15 protein-coding genes are annotated in these 14,557 nt (G+C 65.8%); 8 read left to right on the forward strand and 7 right to left on the reverse strand.

Annotated elements, in window-relative coordinates; genetic code table 11:
* Window positions 1-216: 216 nt before the first annotated feature.
* From ACZ1JS_RS04215 to lipB, 4 genes are all read right to left on the reverse strand, one after another.
* Entirely contained in the window at window positions 217-351 is a 135-nt protein-coding gene (locus tag ACZ1JS_RS04215) for an entericidin A/B family lipoprotein (protein WP_465167850.1), read from the reverse strand.
* 321 nt (window positions 352-672) lie between these two features.
* Complete coding sequence (locus ACZ1JS_RS04220) at window positions 673-1,347, reverse strand: hypothetical protein (RefSeq protein WP_465167851.1); 675 nt, start codon at window positions 1,345-1,347, stop codon at window positions 673-675.
* A 203-nt stretch (window positions 1,348-1,550) separates the two neighbouring features.
* Window positions 1,551-1,820: a hypothetical protein gene (locus tag ACZ1JS_RS04225; RefSeq protein WP_242115838.1), complete on the reverse strand. Its 270-nt coding sequence runs from the start codon at window positions 1,818-1,820 to the stop codon at window positions 1,551-1,553.
* 89 nt (window positions 1,821-1,909) lie between these two features.
* Window positions 1,910-2,599 (reverse strand): lipoyl(octanoyl) transferase LipB, encoded by a 690-nt coding sequence (gene lipB / locus ACZ1JS_RS04230; protein ID WP_465167852.1) that lies wholly within the window; start codon window positions 2,597-2,599, stop codon window positions 1,910-1,912.
* A gap of 60 nt (window positions 2,600-2,659) precedes the next feature.
* Between lipB and ACZ1JS_RS04235 the strand changes: the two genes are divergently transcribed.
* Both ACZ1JS_RS04235 and ACZ1JS_RS04240 read left to right on the forward strand, forming a co-directional pair.
* The gene (locus tag ACZ1JS_RS04235; RefSeq protein WP_465167853.1) at window positions 2,660-3,490 is read left to right on the forward strand and encodes a hypothetical protein; all 831 of its coding nucleotides are present in this window, start codon (window positions 2,660-2,662) and stop codon (window positions 3,488-3,490) included.
* A complete protein-coding gene (locus ACZ1JS_RS04240; protein WP_465167854.1) occupies window positions 3,487-4,227 on the forward strand; it encodes a hypothetical protein in 741 nt (246 codons plus the stop codon). The genes ACZ1JS_RS04235 and ACZ1JS_RS04240 overlap by 4 nt, the downstream gene beginning before the upstream one ends.
* Here ACZ1JS_RS04240 and ACZ1JS_RS04245 read toward each other — a convergent pair.
* Entirely contained in the window at window positions 4,200-4,793 is a 594-nt protein-coding gene (locus tag ACZ1JS_RS04245; RefSeq protein WP_465167855.1) for a GNAT family N-acetyltransferase, read from the reverse strand. The genes ACZ1JS_RS04240 and ACZ1JS_RS04245 overlap by 28 nt on opposite strands.
* Window positions 4,794-4,797: 4 nt before the next feature.
* A complete protein-coding gene (gene hemF / locus ACZ1JS_RS04250; RefSeq protein ID WP_465167856.1) occupies window positions 4,798-5,640 on the reverse strand; it encodes an oxygen-dependent coproporphyrinogen oxidase in 843 nt (280 codons plus the stop codon).
* Between the two features lie 370 nt (window positions 5,641-6,010).
* Between hemF and kduI the strand changes: the two genes are divergently transcribed.
* From kduI to ACZ1JS_RS04280, 6 genes are all read left to right on the forward strand, one after another.
* Entirely contained in the window at window positions 6,011-6,850 is an 840-nt protein-coding gene (gene kduI / locus ACZ1JS_RS04255) for a 5-dehydro-4-deoxy-D-glucuronate isomerase (RefSeq protein ID WP_465167857.1), read from the forward strand.
* A gap of 219 nt (window positions 6,851-7,069) precedes the next feature.
* A complete protein-coding gene (kduD, locus tag ACZ1JS_RS04260) occupies window positions 7,070-7,822 on the forward strand; it encodes a 2-dehydro-3-deoxy-D-gluconate 5-dehydrogenase KduD (RefSeq protein ID WP_465167858.1) in 753 nt (250 codons plus the stop codon).
* Window positions 7,819-8,820 (forward strand): sugar kinase, encoded by a 1,002-nt coding sequence (locus ACZ1JS_RS04265; RefSeq protein WP_465167859.1) that lies wholly within the window; start codon window positions 7,819-7,821, stop codon window positions 8,818-8,820. The genes kduD and ACZ1JS_RS04265 overlap by 4 nt, the downstream gene beginning before the upstream one ends.
* 71 nt (window positions 8,821-8,891) lie before the next feature.
* Window positions 8,892-11,480, forward strand: a complete 2,589-nt coding sequence (locus ACZ1JS_RS04270; RefSeq protein ID WP_465167860.1) for a PAS domain-containing protein — start codon at window positions 8,892-8,894, stop codon at window positions 11,478-11,480.
* Window positions 11,477-12,673 (forward strand): MFS transporter, encoded by a 1,197-nt coding sequence (locus tag ACZ1JS_RS04275; protein WP_465167861.1) that lies wholly within the window; start codon window positions 11,477-11,479, stop codon window positions 12,671-12,673. Before ACZ1JS_RS04270 ends, ACZ1JS_RS04275 begins: the two co-directional genes overlap by 4 nt.
* A gap of 46 nt (window positions 12,674-12,719) precedes the next feature.
* Window positions 12,720-13,478 (forward strand): metallophosphoesterase family protein, encoded by a 759-nt coding sequence (locus ACZ1JS_RS04280; RefSeq protein WP_465167862.1) that lies wholly within the window; start codon window positions 12,720-12,722, stop codon window positions 13,476-13,478.
* Between the two features lie 327 nt (window positions 13,479-13,805).
* Here the strand turns inward: ACZ1JS_RS04280 and ACZ1JS_RS04285 are convergent, their stop codons facing one another.
* On the reverse strand, window positions 13,806-14,555 hold the full coding sequence (locus ACZ1JS_RS04285) for a class I SAM-dependent methyltransferase (RefSeq protein ID WP_465167863.1): 750 nt from the start codon (window positions 14,553-14,555) through the stop codon (window positions 13,806-13,808).
* Window positions 14,556-14,557: the final 2 nt, after the last annotated feature.

Consider the following 14,557-nt stretch of genomic DNA (forward strand, 5'->3'; position numbering starts at 1 on the left):
TTCGGTCGGACCGGACGTCATCTTATCGCAGCGTCGATCGTCCGGGGATGGCGGGCAGCGGGAACCGTGCGAGGTTCCAATTTTGCCACAGCGACGTTTCCAATCGGCTTGATCACTACGAAGCCCCGCAGGGACGTTCGTCGGTAGGCGCACTTGGAAAAGGAAGAGGCGGCCCGGACCCGATCCGAACCGCCCCGACGATCTCTTGCGAAGGACTTACTTGGAATCCTTGGCCGCTCCCGTCACCGCATCGCCCGCCGACGACACGTCGCGGCCAACGCCTTCGACCGTGTTGCACGCGCTGATCGCAAGGGCACCCGCGACCACGGCCAAGCTTAGAAACTTACGCATATTGACCTCCGACTAGAAGGCGGGACGACCCGCTGCTCGAGGGAATGCCTGATGCGGGACTTCGTTCCGGTAAGGCAACGCATTGCTTTGGCCATAAAAAAGCAACCCGCCGGTTTTCACCGACGGGTCACTTGAGTTGAAACCAGAATATGGGCCCGGCGGTGCTACCGGGGGGGGGGAGGGTTCACACCAACCGGGCCCTTTTCGTGGATAGCGAGAGCGGGGGGGCATAAATTCGCTATCCGAAGATCATAACGGCATGCCCGATGCTTGGTTCCGGTCGATGTCCGCCTTTTTTTACAATTCGTATCCGGTTCGCGATCAGGCCGGATACGCGCCGCACCGCTTCACCTGCCACAGCCCCTTGCGCCAGCATTTCTTGTTGTCGAACTGGTATAGCCGGGCGGGGCGGACATAATAGGGAAGGGCGCGCGTGAATTGCTGTTCGCCATAGGCTACCAGCGAGTTCCGCATCTTGCGCATCCGCATCTCGGCGAACTCGCCCAGATAGCCGCGCGGAATGAAGATCGCTTCCTGCCCGATCTCGTTCGCCGCCTGACAGAAGCTCAACTGCGCGGATACGGTCGAAAAGCTCGAATAGACGCGGGTGCCGAACTGGTCGAGCGCGGTCTGGCCGGCCTTGGTCGAACCGGCGGTGCGGATGAAATATTTGCCGAGCGCGTCATAGCTTTGCTTCAGTTCGTCGGCATGATCGAACAGCAACGCGTTGTAGTTATGCAGCGTCAGCAGCGTCGGTTCGAACTGGCACTGCAGCGCGGCGACGTTCAGCCCCGAACGCAGGTTCCATAGCACCGCGGCGCGACGCTCGGCCGGCGTAGCACCGGGCAAAGCCTGGGTCGCGACGCCGGGTTCCTCACCGGTGACGCGCGCGCCTTCCATATCGACGGGCTTCAGAAAAAATTGCGCCGACGCGGGGGTGGCCGCGACGGTCAGGGCGGCGGCAGCGGCCAGGACCAGGGTACGCACTACGCTCATCTCTTCCTTTCACGGCGCCTCAACGCCTTGGGCAAGCGCGATGGTTAGGCAGTTTTGCGCATCGACCCAAGCCTGATTTTGCGATCGCCGCCACGTTTCGCCGCACAGGTGCGTAACGATCCGGCCGCCGGGCTCGCCTCCAACGAAAAGGGGCCGCCCGGTCGCCCGGACGGCCCCTTCGCCAGAATAGCCGAAACGGCTGATTACATGGCGTTGGTCATGCCGGCTTCGTTCGACATCATCATGTCGTTCGACATCATGGTGTCGTTCGACATCATCATGGTGTCGTTGCCCATCGCGCCGTCGACGGCGGTCATGTTGTCCGACATCGTGCCGTCCATCATGTCGGTCGAGTTCAGGTCGGTGACCGTCGCGTTGTCGGCGGTGGTTTCGGTGTTGCCGCCGCAAGCCGACAGCGCCAGCGCCGCGCCGGCAACGATCGAACCGGTCAGAATCTTCGAGAATGCACGCATGGTAAGCTCCCTAAGCTGTGGAGTAGGCGGCTTTCTTATGCCGTTAATACCCAATCCGCGCTGGACATTAGTCGAACGACCCGTCCCCCTCAAGCCTCGTTTTGCGCGCTGGCGTACAAGGCGTTCAGGAAGGCGGGGAAACCGTCTGCCAACGCCCGATCAAAGTCGGTGGCATCGACCGGTTTGCTAAGGGCCTTTGCGCTCGTAACCGGATATTCGGCGATACCACAGGGGATAATCCCACCGAAATGTGTCAGATCCGGGGCGAGGTTGACGGAAAATCCATGCAGCGTCGTCCATCGCCGCACCCGGACGCCGATCGCGCCGATCTTCGCTTCGGTGCCGCCGTCGCTGGTCCAGATGCCGATCCGGTCGGGAACGGCATAGGCGCGGATGTCGAACTGTCCGAGCGCGCCGATCACCCACGATTCGACGGCATGCACGAAGCGTCGCACGTCGCGCCCGCGTCGCGTCAGGTCGAGCATCAGGTACCCGATCCGCTGTCCCGGCCCATGATAGGTATAGCGTCCGCCCCGCCCGGCGGCGTGGACCGGGAAGCGGGTGTCGAGCAGTTCGGCGGGGTCGGCGCTGGTGCCGGCGGTGTAGAGCGGCGGATGTTCAAGCAGCCATACCATCTCGGTCGCGCGGCGATCGGCGATCGCGGTCGCGCGCGCCTCCATTTCGGCGAGCGCGGCGGGATATTCGATCCGCCCCGGCGAGCGGCGCCATTCGATCTGCTGTTCGGTCGCGATTGGCGGAACGTAAGGATTGCTGGCCATTTTCATTCGGAAAGAGGAGGGGTAGAGCGTCCTTCGGACATATGGGGAGCGAGCGCAACGATGGTGAGTGTCGGAACAGTGTGGGACCGCGCGGTCGATTTCGTCCGCGACCATCTGGGCGCTGTGATGCCGGTGCTGCTCGTCACCCAGTTCGCCGGCCCGGCGATCAGCGGGAGCCTGGCGGGCGTCCGCGATGATGCGACCGGAGGCGTTGCTGTCGGGCTGGTATCGGTGGCGACGACGATCCTTTCGCTATGGGGTGCGCTGTATCTGGTCGGTTTCGCCGCACAACCAACGGGTCGGGAGGATCGCTACGCGGCGATGCGCATCGCGAAGAACCGTTTCCTGCCGTTGATCGGGATCAGCATCGTCGTGCTGGTCGTGCTCGGCATCCTCGCACTGCCCGGCATCCTGCTCGCGGTAGCCAGCGGGATCGATCTCGCCGCCATCGCCAATGGCAGTACGATGCAGTCGTCCGAATTGAGCAAGCTGGGATCGGCGCTGCTGTATTTCCTTGCATTCGCCATCTTCGTCCTGTGGCTGTCGGCGCGGTTGCTGCCCATCAATGCGGTCGTCGCCATGGAGCAGCGAGGGCTGGGCGCCTTCGGTCGCGCCTTGGCACTGACGCGCGGCATGACGTGGAAGCTGATCGGGCTGATCCTGCTCTATGCGATCGTCGCGGGGATCGCGGTGTCGGCGGCGCGGTCCGTATTCGGTGCGGTCGCCGCGCTGATCTTCGGCAACACCGACGGGCTGTCGGTCGCCGACATCGCCGGTGCCGTCGCGGTTGCGGCGGTCAGCGCGGTGCTGGCGCTGTATCAGTCGGCGTTCATCGGCAAGCTGTACCGCGCCGTGATCGGCGAACAGGATGACGTGGCCGTTTTCGCATGAGGATCGATATCGGTGCGGCGCTGCGGGAAGCGGTCGCGATCTGGCGGCGTGACCGCGAGGTCGTCTTGGCGGTTGCCGGCATCTTCTTCTTCCTGCCCAATCTGGCGCTGTCGCTGCTGCTGACCGCCGCCAAGGCGCCGGTATCGGTCGATCCGGCAACGGCGGACGATGGTGCGCTGCTGGCGGCATTGCAGGCGCAGCTGATCGAAAACGCACCTTGGCTGGCGATTCAGGCACTTGCCGAACTGATCGGCATCGCGGTGCTGCTCGCCCTCTTGCTCGACCCGGCTCGGCCGACCGTTGGCGAAGCGCTGCGATCGGTATTGCGTCGTCTTCCGGTGCTGGTTGCAGCGATGCTGCTGGTCAATGCTGCAAAGCTGGGAGGGTTGCTGCTGCTGGTGCTACCTGCCCTCTACGTGATCGGCCGGGTGTTCGTAGTGATGCCGGTATTGATGGCCGAGCCCCAGCGGCGTTTTGGCGACGCCATGGGCCGCGCCCTGGCGCTGACGCAGGGGCATGTGATGCAGTTGCTGTCGCTGTCGGCGATGCTCTATTTCGGCGGACAGCTCGTCGCGCTGCTGCTGACCAGCACCGCCGGCGCGGTGTCGCGCAGCGGTGGCAATCCGGTGACGATGGCGATGCTCGCCACCGCCATCGCCTTTGTCGGGGCGGCGATGTCGACCGCCTTCGCGCTGGTCCGCGCGACCGTTTATCGACGGCTGGCGAGCAGGGGATAATGCGGCGCCGCGTCGGCGGGAAGCACGTCGATGCTGCGCGGATCGACGAAGGTCTCGATCGTCCGCTGATACGGCACGAAGCCCGAGCGGCGGTAGAAGCCTAGCGCGCCGGGATGGTCGAGCGTGCAGGTATGCACCCAGACCCGCCGCACGTCCTTGCCCCATGCCAGCGCCAGCGCATGTGCCATCAGCCAGCGGCCATGACCCTGTCCGGCCAGTTCGGGGATCAGCCCGACATAGGACAATTCGCACTCGCCCGGCTTGCGGTCGTCTAGCTCGAGCATCCCGACCTCGATCCCCGCACGGTCGACCACGGCCCAGATGCGGACGGCGTCGTCGTGGATGATCGCGCTCAGCGTCGCATCCGCCATCACCAGTCGCGAAAACCACAGCCACGGTCCGCCGATCCGGCGGAAGAGCGCGCGGTAGCGCTCGATCCCCGGCTTCTCCCACCGCACCAGCCGCAAGGGTGACGCCGGCAGCGGGGCCGGGCGCGGCCGTTCAAGCATTTCGAGGGAGGTGACGATCGTCGCCACTTCGTCGGGCTTCACCGGGATCAGCCCCATCGCGTCAGCTCCACGTCGCCAGCGGCGGCAGGCTCATCAGGATCGCATCGATATTGCCGCCGGTCTTCAGCCCGAACAGCGTTCCCCGGTCATAGACGAGGTTGAATTCGGCATAGCGCCCCCGCCATTCGAGCTGGCGGGCGCGATCGGCATCGTCATACGGCATCGCCATCCGTCGCCGGACCAGCTGCGGATAGATTGACAGGAATGCCTCCCCGACATCGCGGGTGAAGGCGAAGTCGTCCTCCCAGTCGTTCGACAGGTGATCGTAGAAGATTCCGCCGACCCCGCGATGCACGCCGCGATGGGGGATGTAGAAATAGTCGTCGGCCCATTGCTTGAACCGCGGATAATGCGCCGGATCATGTGCGTCGCACGCCGCCTGCATTGCCGCGTGAAAGTCCGCCGTATCCTCCGCATAGGGGATGGGCGGGTTGAGATCCGCGCCGCCGCCGAACCAGCGCTTCGTGGTGACGAGGAAGCGGGTGTTCATATGCACCGCCGGCACATGCGGATTGGCCATGTGCGCGACGAGGCTGATGCCGGTCGCGAAGAAGCGTGGGTCTTCCGCCGCGCCATGGATCGACTTGGCGAAGTCGCCTTCGAACGTGCCGCCGACCGTCGAGACATTGACCCCGACCTTTTCGAACACCTTGCCCTTCATCACCCCGCGCACACCGCCGCCGCCGGGCGCGCCCGACGGATCGGTTCGGTCCCATGGCATGTAGGCGAAGGCCGCGTCCGATCCGGCCTCGCGTTCGATTGCCTCGAACGAGGCGCAGATGCGGTCGCGCAGCGATTCGAACCAGGTACGGGCGGATTGTTGCTGATGATCGAGCGGTTGCATGGCCGCCGCTTTGCCGGGTGAGGCTGGCAGGGGCAATAGGACCGAATGCCGCAATCCGAAGCGAGGTGTCGGTGCCGAAACGTTCGAAGCAAGGGAACCGGTGTCAGAAACATTGCTAGCGATCCTTTACGCGCGGCCTCAGCTTCGAATTTGTCCGCATATAGGACGGTGTAGTCACATTACGGAACTAGTCGTCTTCGAACGCGGCGGCGTGGCCGGGCCGGAATTGGACGCAAAACCGCCATTCCGGTTGCGTAAAAACCGGTCGACGCGATCCGCCAAGGGGGGTAGGACGGGTGCAACCGATGCGAACCGCCGGACCTGTCAGCAGCCGACTGGCGCTGATACCGGTTACCTGATGGAGAGAGTCATGTTCGACCGCACCTATTACGCGACCCACCCCGACATGATGGAATGCGTATCGAACGAGGAACTGCGCGACCGGTATCTGATCGACGGGCTGTTCCGCAAAGGCGAATGCGTCCTCAACTACACCCATGCCGATCGCTTCGTGATCGGTGGCGTCGCGGTCGGCGACGCGCCGGTCAAGCTGCCCACTCAGACCGAGCCGAAATCGGCGGAGGGGCATCCCTTTCTCGAACGCCGCGAAATGGCGGTGGTCAATGTCGGCGAAGCCGAAGGCACGCTCACCGTCGATGGCGAGACGTTCACGCTCGGCAACAAGGATTGCGTCTATGTCACCATGGGCGCGACCGATGTCGAATTCGGCGGCAAGGGCGCGCGTTTCTACATCGCATCCTGCCCGGCGCATAAGGGCTTCACCACCCGCAAGCTCGGCATCGCCGATGCCAATGCACTCGACCGTGGCAGCCTCGAGGAATCGAACGAACGCACCATCTATCAGCTAGTGATCCCCGGCGTGTGCGATTCGGCGCAGCTGGTCATGGGCCTGACGGTGCTGAAGCCCGGCAGCGTGTGGAACACCATGCCGCCGCACATCCATGAGCGTCGCAGCGAAATCTATTTTTACTTCGAACTGCCGACCGACAACGACAAGGTGTTCCATTACATGGGCGAAGGCGAAGCGATGCGCCACATCGTCATGGGCAACGAGGAAGCGGTCATCTCGCCGCCCTGGTCAGTGCATATGGGTTCGGGCACGCGCGCCTATGCCTTCATCTGGGCGATGGCCGGCGAGAACCAGGACTATACCGACATGAAGGTGCTCGACATCTGTCAGCTGGCGTGAGGGGGCGGGATCGGGCTGATCCTCGTCCGCCTTTATCCTCCGTCATCCCAGCGAAGGCTGGGATCTCCCCGTGATGGTGCGGGACAGGAGCCGTGGGAGACCCCAGCCTTCGCTGGGGTGACGATAAGGTCGGCTTCGTCCCTGCCGCGTGGCTGGGTGCTGGCAGTTCGATACTGGAAATAAGCAGGACCCGCCCAAGCGGGGAGCCGAGGAGTTACCATGAATCCTTTCGATCTTTCGGGCCGGGTTGCGGCCGTCACCGGTGCCAATACCGGCATCGGACAGGCGATCGCGCTGGCGCTCGCCGCTGCGGGCGCCGACGTCGCGCTGATCGGGCGGACGCCTGCCACCGAAACGGCCGAGAAGGCGCGGGCGATGGGGCGCCGTGCGGAGATTGTTTCGGCCGACCTGTCGACCATCGCCCCGGTCGAAGGGGTGGTGTCGCAGGTCGTCGACACGCTTGGCGGGCTCGACATTCTGGTCAACAATGCCGGCATCATTCGCCGCGCCGACAGCCTCGACTTTACCGAGGCGGATTGGGACGCGGTGATCGACACCAACCTCAAATCGGTGTTCTTCCTGTGCCAGTCGGCCGGTCGCCACATGGTGGCGCGGGGGCGGGGCAAAATCATCAACATCGCCTCGATGCTGACCTTTCAGGGTGGCGTTCGCGTGCCGAGCTATACCGCGTCCAAATCGGGGATTGGCGGCCTGACCAAGCTGCTGGCGAACGAATGGGCGGCAAAAGGCGTGAACGTCAACGCGATTGCGCCGGGCTATATCGCGACCAACAACACCGCCGCGTTGCAGGCCGACGAAACCCGCAACCGTCAGATCCTCGAGCGCATTCCCGCCGGTCGCTGGGGAGCGGCTGATGATTTGGGGGGCGCGGCGGTATTTCTTGCCGCGCCGGCGTCAGACTATGTTAACGGCCATGTCCTTGCGGTCGATGGGGGATGGCTGGCGCGATGATCCTGTGTTTTGGCGAATTGCTGCTACGGCTCAGCGCGCCGGGGCGTGAACTGCTGATGCAGAGCCGCGGGTTCGACGTACAGGTCGGCGGCGCGGAGGCGAATGTCGCGGTCGGTCTCGCCAATCTCGGCCATGCCGCCGCCTTTGTCAGCGCGGTGCCCGATAATCCGCTCGGGCGTGGCGCCGTCGCCGCCATTCGCGCACAGGGCGTCGATTGTTCGCGCGTCGTCACGCGCGATGGTCGGATGGGGCTATATTTCCTCAGCGTCGGTGCCGGCCTGCGCGCGTCCGATATCGTCTATGATCGCGCCGGCTCAAGCTTCGCGACGGCCCCTGCCGCCACCTGGGACTGGGACCGGCTGCTCGACGGCTGCACCCGGCTGCACCTGTCGGGCATCACGCCCGCCCTCGGGCCGGACAGCGCCGACGCGGCGATCGCCGCCGCCGAAGCGGCGCGCGCCCGGGGGCTGACCATCTCGTTCGACGGCAATTATCGCGCCCGGTTGTGGGAGTCATGGGACAGCGACCCGCGCGGCGTGCTGACGAAGCTGGTGAGCCTTGCCGACCTGTTGTTCGGCAATCATCGCGACGTGTCGCTGCTACTTGGCCGCGATTTCTCCGGCGATGGCGAGGATCGCCGGCGCGAGGCGGCGGAGGCGGCCTTCGCGGCGTTTCCCAACCTGAAGCATATCGCCTCTACCGCGCGCCATGTCGACGATGCCGACCATCACCGCCTGTCGGCACGGATCGACACGCCCGCAGAAGCGATCCAGACCGAAGAAATCATGATCTCGGGCATCGTCGACCGGATCGGCGGCGGCGACGCCTTTGCCAGCGGCGTACTCCACGGTCTGATGTCGGGCAGGGGCGAGCAGGTGGCGGCGCAGTGGGGACTGGCGGTCGCCGCACTCAAACATTCGCTGCCCGGCGATTTTAGCTTGTTTCATCAATCCGATATCGATGCGTTTCTTGCCGGCGGACTGGACGTCCGCCGCTGATCCGATCATAGCTGCTGGCCAAGGGGGGGGCGGCTGCGGAACGGCGGCTCGCGGACCACGTTTCTTGGACGATGCGAGGCGACGTGGATCAGGACGGGGGCAGCAGCCAGGCGGTGCGAGGCGACGATCACCGTATCGCCCTCGAAATCGCCGGCAACGACAGCGGCACCGACCCGTTCGTGGCAGCGGTCCGCGCGACGCGGATGCCGATGCTCATCACCGATCCGCGGTTGCCCGACAATCCGGTGGTGTTCGTCAACGACGCCTTTTGCCGCCTGACCGGCTATGATCGTGACTGGATCATCGGCCGCAATTGCCGTTTCCTGCAGGGCGAGGACACCGACCCCGCCACGGTCGCGCAGATTCGCGCTGCGGTGCAGGGCGAGCGATCGATCGAGATCGACATCCGCAACTATCGCCGCGACGGCACGCCCTTCTGGAACCGGCTGCTGCTGGCGCCGGTCCCCGACTCCGATGGCAATCTCGCCTATTTCTTCGCCAGCCAGCTCGACGTCACTGCCGAACGCGACCGGGTCGACGGCCTTGAATCGAGCAACGCCGCGCTGCTCGCCGAACTCGCCGCGCGGTTCCGCGAACAGGAGGAGCGCGAGCGCGAGATGCTGTTCGCGCTGGAGGCGGGTCGCTTCGGCACCTGGGCGTTCGACCGGACCAGCCGGCAACTGAGCATGTCGGCAATCTGCCGCACCAATTTCGGATTCGACGCCGACTATCCGCCATCGCCCGCCGAAATCGCCGCGATTCTTCATCCCGACGATCGCTCCGCCGCGCTGGCGGCGATCGAGGCGAGCCTTGCGGGCGAGCCGCTGGAGATCGAGGTTCGCGTATGCGTCCCTGGCGGCGAGACGCGCTGGATCGCCAGCCGTGGCCAGCCGACCCGTAACGCCGAGGGCGAGATCACCCGCCTGACCGGGGTGTCGATCGACGTCACCGTCTATAAGCGGCTCGAGGGCATGCGCGCGGCGATGGCCGAGCTGAACGAGCTGCTGCGCCTGCTCGACGATCCGGTCGAGATGACCACCGCCGCATCGCGCGTGATCGGCGAGGCGCTGGACGTCGATCGGGTCGGCTATGGCCTGGTCGATCGCGCGGCGGAAACGATCACCATCGAACGCGACTGGAACGCTCCCGGCGTGTCGTCCATCGCCGGCGTCCTGCAGTTCCGCGACTATGGCAGCTATATCGACGATCTGAAGCGCGGCGAGACGGCGGTGGTCGTTGATGCCCGCACCGATCCGCGCACCGCCGATACCGCCGCCCAGCTCGAACAGATCAACGCCCGCGCCTTCATCAACATGCCGCTGACCGAACTGGGCGGGCTGGTCGCGCTGCTCTACGTCAATCATGGCGAGCCGCGTGCATGGCGCGACGATGAGATCGCCTTCGTCCGCGAAGTCGCCGAACGGACCCGCGCCGCGACCGAACGCCGCCGGGCCGAACGTGAACTGGCGGCGCTCGCCTCCTCGCTCGAGGAACAGGTCGTCGACCGGACAAGGGCGCTGGTGACGGCACAGGATGCGCTGCGCCAGAGTCAGAAGATGGAAGCGATCGGCCAACTGACCGGCGGTGTCGCCCACGACTTCAACAATCTGCTGACGATCGTCCGTTCTTCCGTCGATCTGCTGCGCCAACCCTCGCTCGTCCCCGAACGCCGCGAACGCTATCTCACCGCGATCAGCGACACCGTCGACCGTGCCGCCAAACTGACCGGGCAGCTGCTGGCCTTCGCCCGCCGCTCGGCGCTTCAGCCCGAGACGTTCGACGCGAATCTCGCCATCGACGCGCTCGGTGATATCGTGCGGACCCTTGCCGGGTCGCGGGTCGCGGTGACGATCGAAGCGAGCGGAGAGCCGGCCTTCGTTCATGCCGATCCCAATCAGTTCGACACCGCCATGGTCAACATGGCCGCCAATGCCCGCGACGCGATGCAGGGCGAGGGGGCGTTGACGCTGTCAGTCGCCTGTATCGACGGCATTCCCGCCGGTCCGACCGCGCCTGCCGTGCCGGGGTCGTTCGTCGCGGTCACCATCGCCGATACCGGCAGCGGCATCGACGAGGAAACGCTGGGCCGCATTTTCGAGCCCTTCTTCACGACCAAGGAACTGGGGAAAGGCACCGGTCTCGGCCTCAGCCAGGTGTTCGGCTTCGCCAAGCAATCGGGCGGCGAGGTGCGCGCGCGCAGTGTCCCGGGCGACACCCGGTTCATCCTCTATCTGCCGCGCGCCGCTGCCCCGGCCGGTGATGTCGCGACGGCGCGCAGCGATGCCGAACCCGGCGGCGGCAACGGGCTGCGGGTCCTGGTGGTCGAGGATAATGAAGCGGTCGGCACCACCACCACCCATGCGCTGGAGGCACAGGGCTTCGTCACCATCCATGCATCCGACGGTCAGGCCGCGCTCGACCGGCTGGCCGCCGATCCCGATGGCTTCGACGTCGTCTTCTCCGATGTGATGATGCCCGGGATCGGCGGTATGGAATTGGCCGCACGGGTGCGTGACGTCCACCCGCAACTGCCGGTCCTGCTGACCAGCGGCTATAGCGACGTCATCGTCCGTCACGGCACCATGGGCTTCGACCTGCTGCACAAGCCCTATACCATCGGCCAGCTGGTCACCGCGCTGCGCCGGACCGCAGGGCGTTGACGTCGACGCCGGTCGAAATGCCGCGCGGCTTCGTCGCGCTGTACACGCTCGCTTATTGCGGGCTGTTCGTCGCGTTCATGCCGTTCGTGTCGATCCTGTTGCAGGTGAAGGTCGCCGCGATCGATCCCGCCAATCGTGTGACCCTGTTGGGACAGGCGGTGCTGGGCGGTGCGGTGATCGCCAGCATCGCCAATATCGCCGCCGGCTGGCTGAGCGACATAGGCTGGCGTCGTAGCGGCAGCAGGCGCGGGCCGATCGCGCTCGGGCTGGTGCTCATCGCCTTTGCCTTCGCCGCCGTCCATGCCGCTACCACGGCCCCCATGCTGCTCGCCGCGATCGCCTTTTGGCAGGTCGCGCTCAATCTGATGTTCGCGCCGATGGTCGCGGTCATGGCCGACGAAGTTCCCGATGGGGCCAAGGGGCGGCTGTCGGGCCTGCTCGGCATCTCGCACCCGATCGGGGTGCTGTCGGCCGCTGCGGTCACCGCGCCGGTCTTCGCCACCGAAGCCGCCCGGTTCACGGCCAATGTCGCGCTGGCGGTGGTGATGATCGTACCCTTTCTATTGTTCGTGCGCGAACGCGGTGCCGGCGGCGGGACCCATGTCGACGTCCCGACCGCGACCGCGCTCGCCCGCGCCGACCTGATCCGCGCCTGGGTCGCGCGGCTGGCGATGCAGGTCGCGGGTAATGGCCTGACCGCCTACGCCTTTTTCCATTTTGCCGATCGCTGGCGGGGGCAGGGGGATGCCGCCGGACCGGTCGCTCAGGCGATGGCGGTCGTGACCGGCGTGGTCGTCGTCGCCACCATCCTTGCCGGGCGCTGGTCCGACCGGGTAGGCGGGCGAAAGCCGTTTCTCGGCGGCGCGACCCTGTTGGTCGTCGTCGGCCTGATCGGCATGGCGCTGGCTCCCGGCTTTGCCGGCGCCGCGATCGGCTATGGCGTGACCCAGACCGGGCTGTCGGTGTTCCTTGCTCTCCATTCGGCGCTGGCGATGCAGTTGCTGCCGTCGCCCGCCACGCGCGGTCGTGATCTGGCGATCCTGAACCTCACCAACACCTTGCCTGCCTGTGTGCCGCCCTTGCTGGCCGCGCTGGTGCCGGCCGGGGCGGGGCTGGGGGCGGTGTTTGTCGCGCTGGCGCTGGTGGCGGCAGCCGGCGGCTTGACCGCGCTCACCATCCGGTCGGAGCGCTAGGCCCCCTCGCGCGTTGGCTGCGTTCGAAGTGTTAGGGGAGCGCCCGATGATCCGTCTGTTCCATGTCAGCGACGTCCATTTCGGCGCGGAGGACAAGGCGGCGATCGCATGGTTCGGCGAAGCGGTGAAGCGCGAACAGCCCGATGCGATCATCATGACCGGCGACCTGACGATGCGCGCCCGCACTGCCGAGTTCGAGGCTGCCGCCGAATGGCTCGAAAGCCTCGGCCGCCCGGTCACGGTCGAAGTCGGCAACCACGACCTGCCGCTCTACAACCTTTTCGCCCGCTTCGTCCGCCCGTACAAACGCTACAAGCGGCTCGAACGCATGATCGAACGCCCGCTGGAGATCGACGGCGTCGCGATCGTGCCGCTTAAAACCACCGCCCGTTTTCAGTTCCGCTGGGACTGGTCGAAGGGCTATGTCGGGCCGAAGGCGTTGGCGCGAACGTTGAAACTGATCGATCGCGTGCCGAAGGGCGACCTGATCTTCATCGCCGCGCATCATCCGTTGGTCGATGTCGGTACCAAATCGAGTGGTGAAACCGATGGCGGGGCGGCGGCACTCGACGCGGTCGTTGCCGCCGGTGCCCATGCGGTGCTGTCGGGCCATGTCCACGACCCGTTCGACCTGCCCTATCGCACCGCCAAGGGCCGGCTGCGCATGGTCGGCGCCGGCACGCTGTCGACCCGCACCCGCCGCGACCCGCCCTCGTTCAACGAAATTCGCATCGAGGGGCGGGAGTTCGAGACGATCGCGCGCAAGATGGGCGCGCAGGACGAGCCGGTAACGATGGGTGGGTAGGGGGCCGACACCATTCCCGTCGCCCCGGATCTGAACCGGGCCCGCTGCCTGTTCTGCGCGGCGCAGGAAGTAACACCGCAGAGCAAGCCGAGACCTTTGTCCAATTCCGCTTCGCTGTATGTCGGCGAAGGCAAGAACGTTGCAAAAGTCCCTCCTCGTACCCCGGCGAAGGCCGGGGCCCAGTTGGGTGACGTCGGTAAGGCACGGAAAGCCCTTCCCAACTGGACCCCGGCCTTCGCCGGGGTAAGGCGGTTTTCAGGTGACCGCGCGACTTTCGCCAAGGTCTCGAACAAGTCCGGAGTGAACCGGTAGCCAGACCTTGACCCGCTACGCCAATCGCCGCCCGATCAACGTCCCCTTGGTCCCGCGATTGACCAGTTCGAACCGGAAGTTCGGCCAGCGCCGCCGCCAACGCTGCGCAACCACCCGCTCGCCCGGGCGCGCGCCGTCGTCTAACATCACCACGCCGCCCACCGGCAACCGGTCGAACAAGGTTTCGGCCGCGCCGCGGACATAGGGATGAATCGTCCATGGCGGCCCGTCGATCAGCAACAGGTCGACCTGATCGGGCAGCGCGTCGATATCGTACCACACGCCCGGCCAGTCGCCCGGCGCCTCGACCAGCGGCGCGGCGCGCAGATCGGCGGCGATGCCATGTTCGGTCAGCCATTCACGCGTCGCGTCGACGAAGCCGGCATGCTGGTCGAAACTGATGAGTTGTCCGCCGCCATGTTTCGCCAGCGCCGCGCCGGTCACCAGGCTCGATGCGCCGGTGCCCAGTTCGACGACGGTGCGCGGTCGGCTGGCGGCGATCTGCTCGACGATCAGCGACAGATAGCCGGTATCCGCTTTCCAGCTTCCCAGATTGGGCAGCGCATCGGCGGCGAGGCCCAGTTCGGCCATCAGCCGCGCCTTGTCGGCGCGCTTGCCGCCCGACAGGCTGCGCAGCAGCCACGGCCACTGGATCGCGCCGAAGGCGATGGTGAACAGCTTGTCGGACAGGCTGCGGCGCAGTTCGTCGGGCCACAGGTCCGAATCGGCAAGCGGCAGCAACGATGTTTTGGCACGCGAGGTCATGG

The organism is Sphingomonas sp. BL-S-05, assembly GCF_055521695.1.

Bases quoted from the DNA above. Each gene is read 5' to 3' on its own strand.
- ACZ1JS_RS04215 (WP_465167850.1), bottom strand. From the start codon at position 351: ATGCGTAAGTTTCTAAGCTTGGCCGTGGTCGCGGGTGCCCTTGCGATC.
- ACZ1JS_RS04220 (WP_465167851.1), bottom strand. From the start codon at position 1,347: ATGAGCGTAGTGCGTACCCTGGTCCTGGCCGCTGCCGCCGCCCTGACC.
- ACZ1JS_RS04225 (WP_242115838.1), bottom strand. From the start codon at position 1,820: ATGCGTGCATTCTCGAAGATTCTGACCGGTTCGATCGTTGCCGGCGCG.
- lipB (WP_465167852.1), bottom strand. From the start codon at position 2,599: ATGGCCAGCAATCCTTACGTTCCGCCAATCGCGACCGAACAGCAGATC.
- ACZ1JS_RS04235 (WP_465167853.1), top strand. From the start codon at position 2,660: ATGGTGAGTGTCGGAACAGTGTGGGACCGCGCGGTCGATTTCGTCCGC.
- ACZ1JS_RS04240 (WP_465167854.1), top strand. From the start codon at position 3,487: ATGAGGATCGATATCGGTGCGGCGCTGCGGGAAGCGGTCGCGATCTGG.
- ACZ1JS_RS04245 (WP_465167855.1), bottom strand. From the start codon at position 4,793: ATGGGGCTGATCCCGGTGAAGCCCGACGAAGTGGCGACGATCGTCACC.
- hemF (WP_465167856.1), bottom strand. From the start codon at position 5,640: ATGCAACCGCTCGATCATCAGCAACAATCCGCCCGTACCTGGTTCGAA.
- kduI (WP_465167857.1), top strand. From the start codon at position 6,011: ATGTTCGACCGCACCTATTACGCGACCCACCCCGACATGATGGAATGC.
- kduD (WP_465167858.1), top strand. From the start codon at position 7,070: ATGAATCCTTTCGATCTTTCGGGCCGGGTTGCGGCCGTCACCGGTGCC.
- ACZ1JS_RS04265 (WP_465167859.1), top strand. From the start codon at position 7,819: ATGATCCTGTGTTTTGGCGAATTGCTGCTACGGCTCAGCGCGCCGGGG.
- ACZ1JS_RS04270 (WP_465167860.1), top strand. From the start codon at position 8,892: ATGCGAGGCGACGTGGATCAGGACGGGGGCAGCAGCCAGGCGGTGCGA.
- ACZ1JS_RS04280 (WP_465167862.1), top strand. From the start codon at position 12,720: ATGATCCGTCTGTTCCATGTCAGCGACGTCCATTTCGGCGCGGAGGAC.
- ACZ1JS_RS04285 (WP_465167863.1), bottom strand. From the start codon at position 14,555: ATGACCTCGCGTGCCAAAACATCGTTGCTGCCGCTTGCCGATTCGGAC.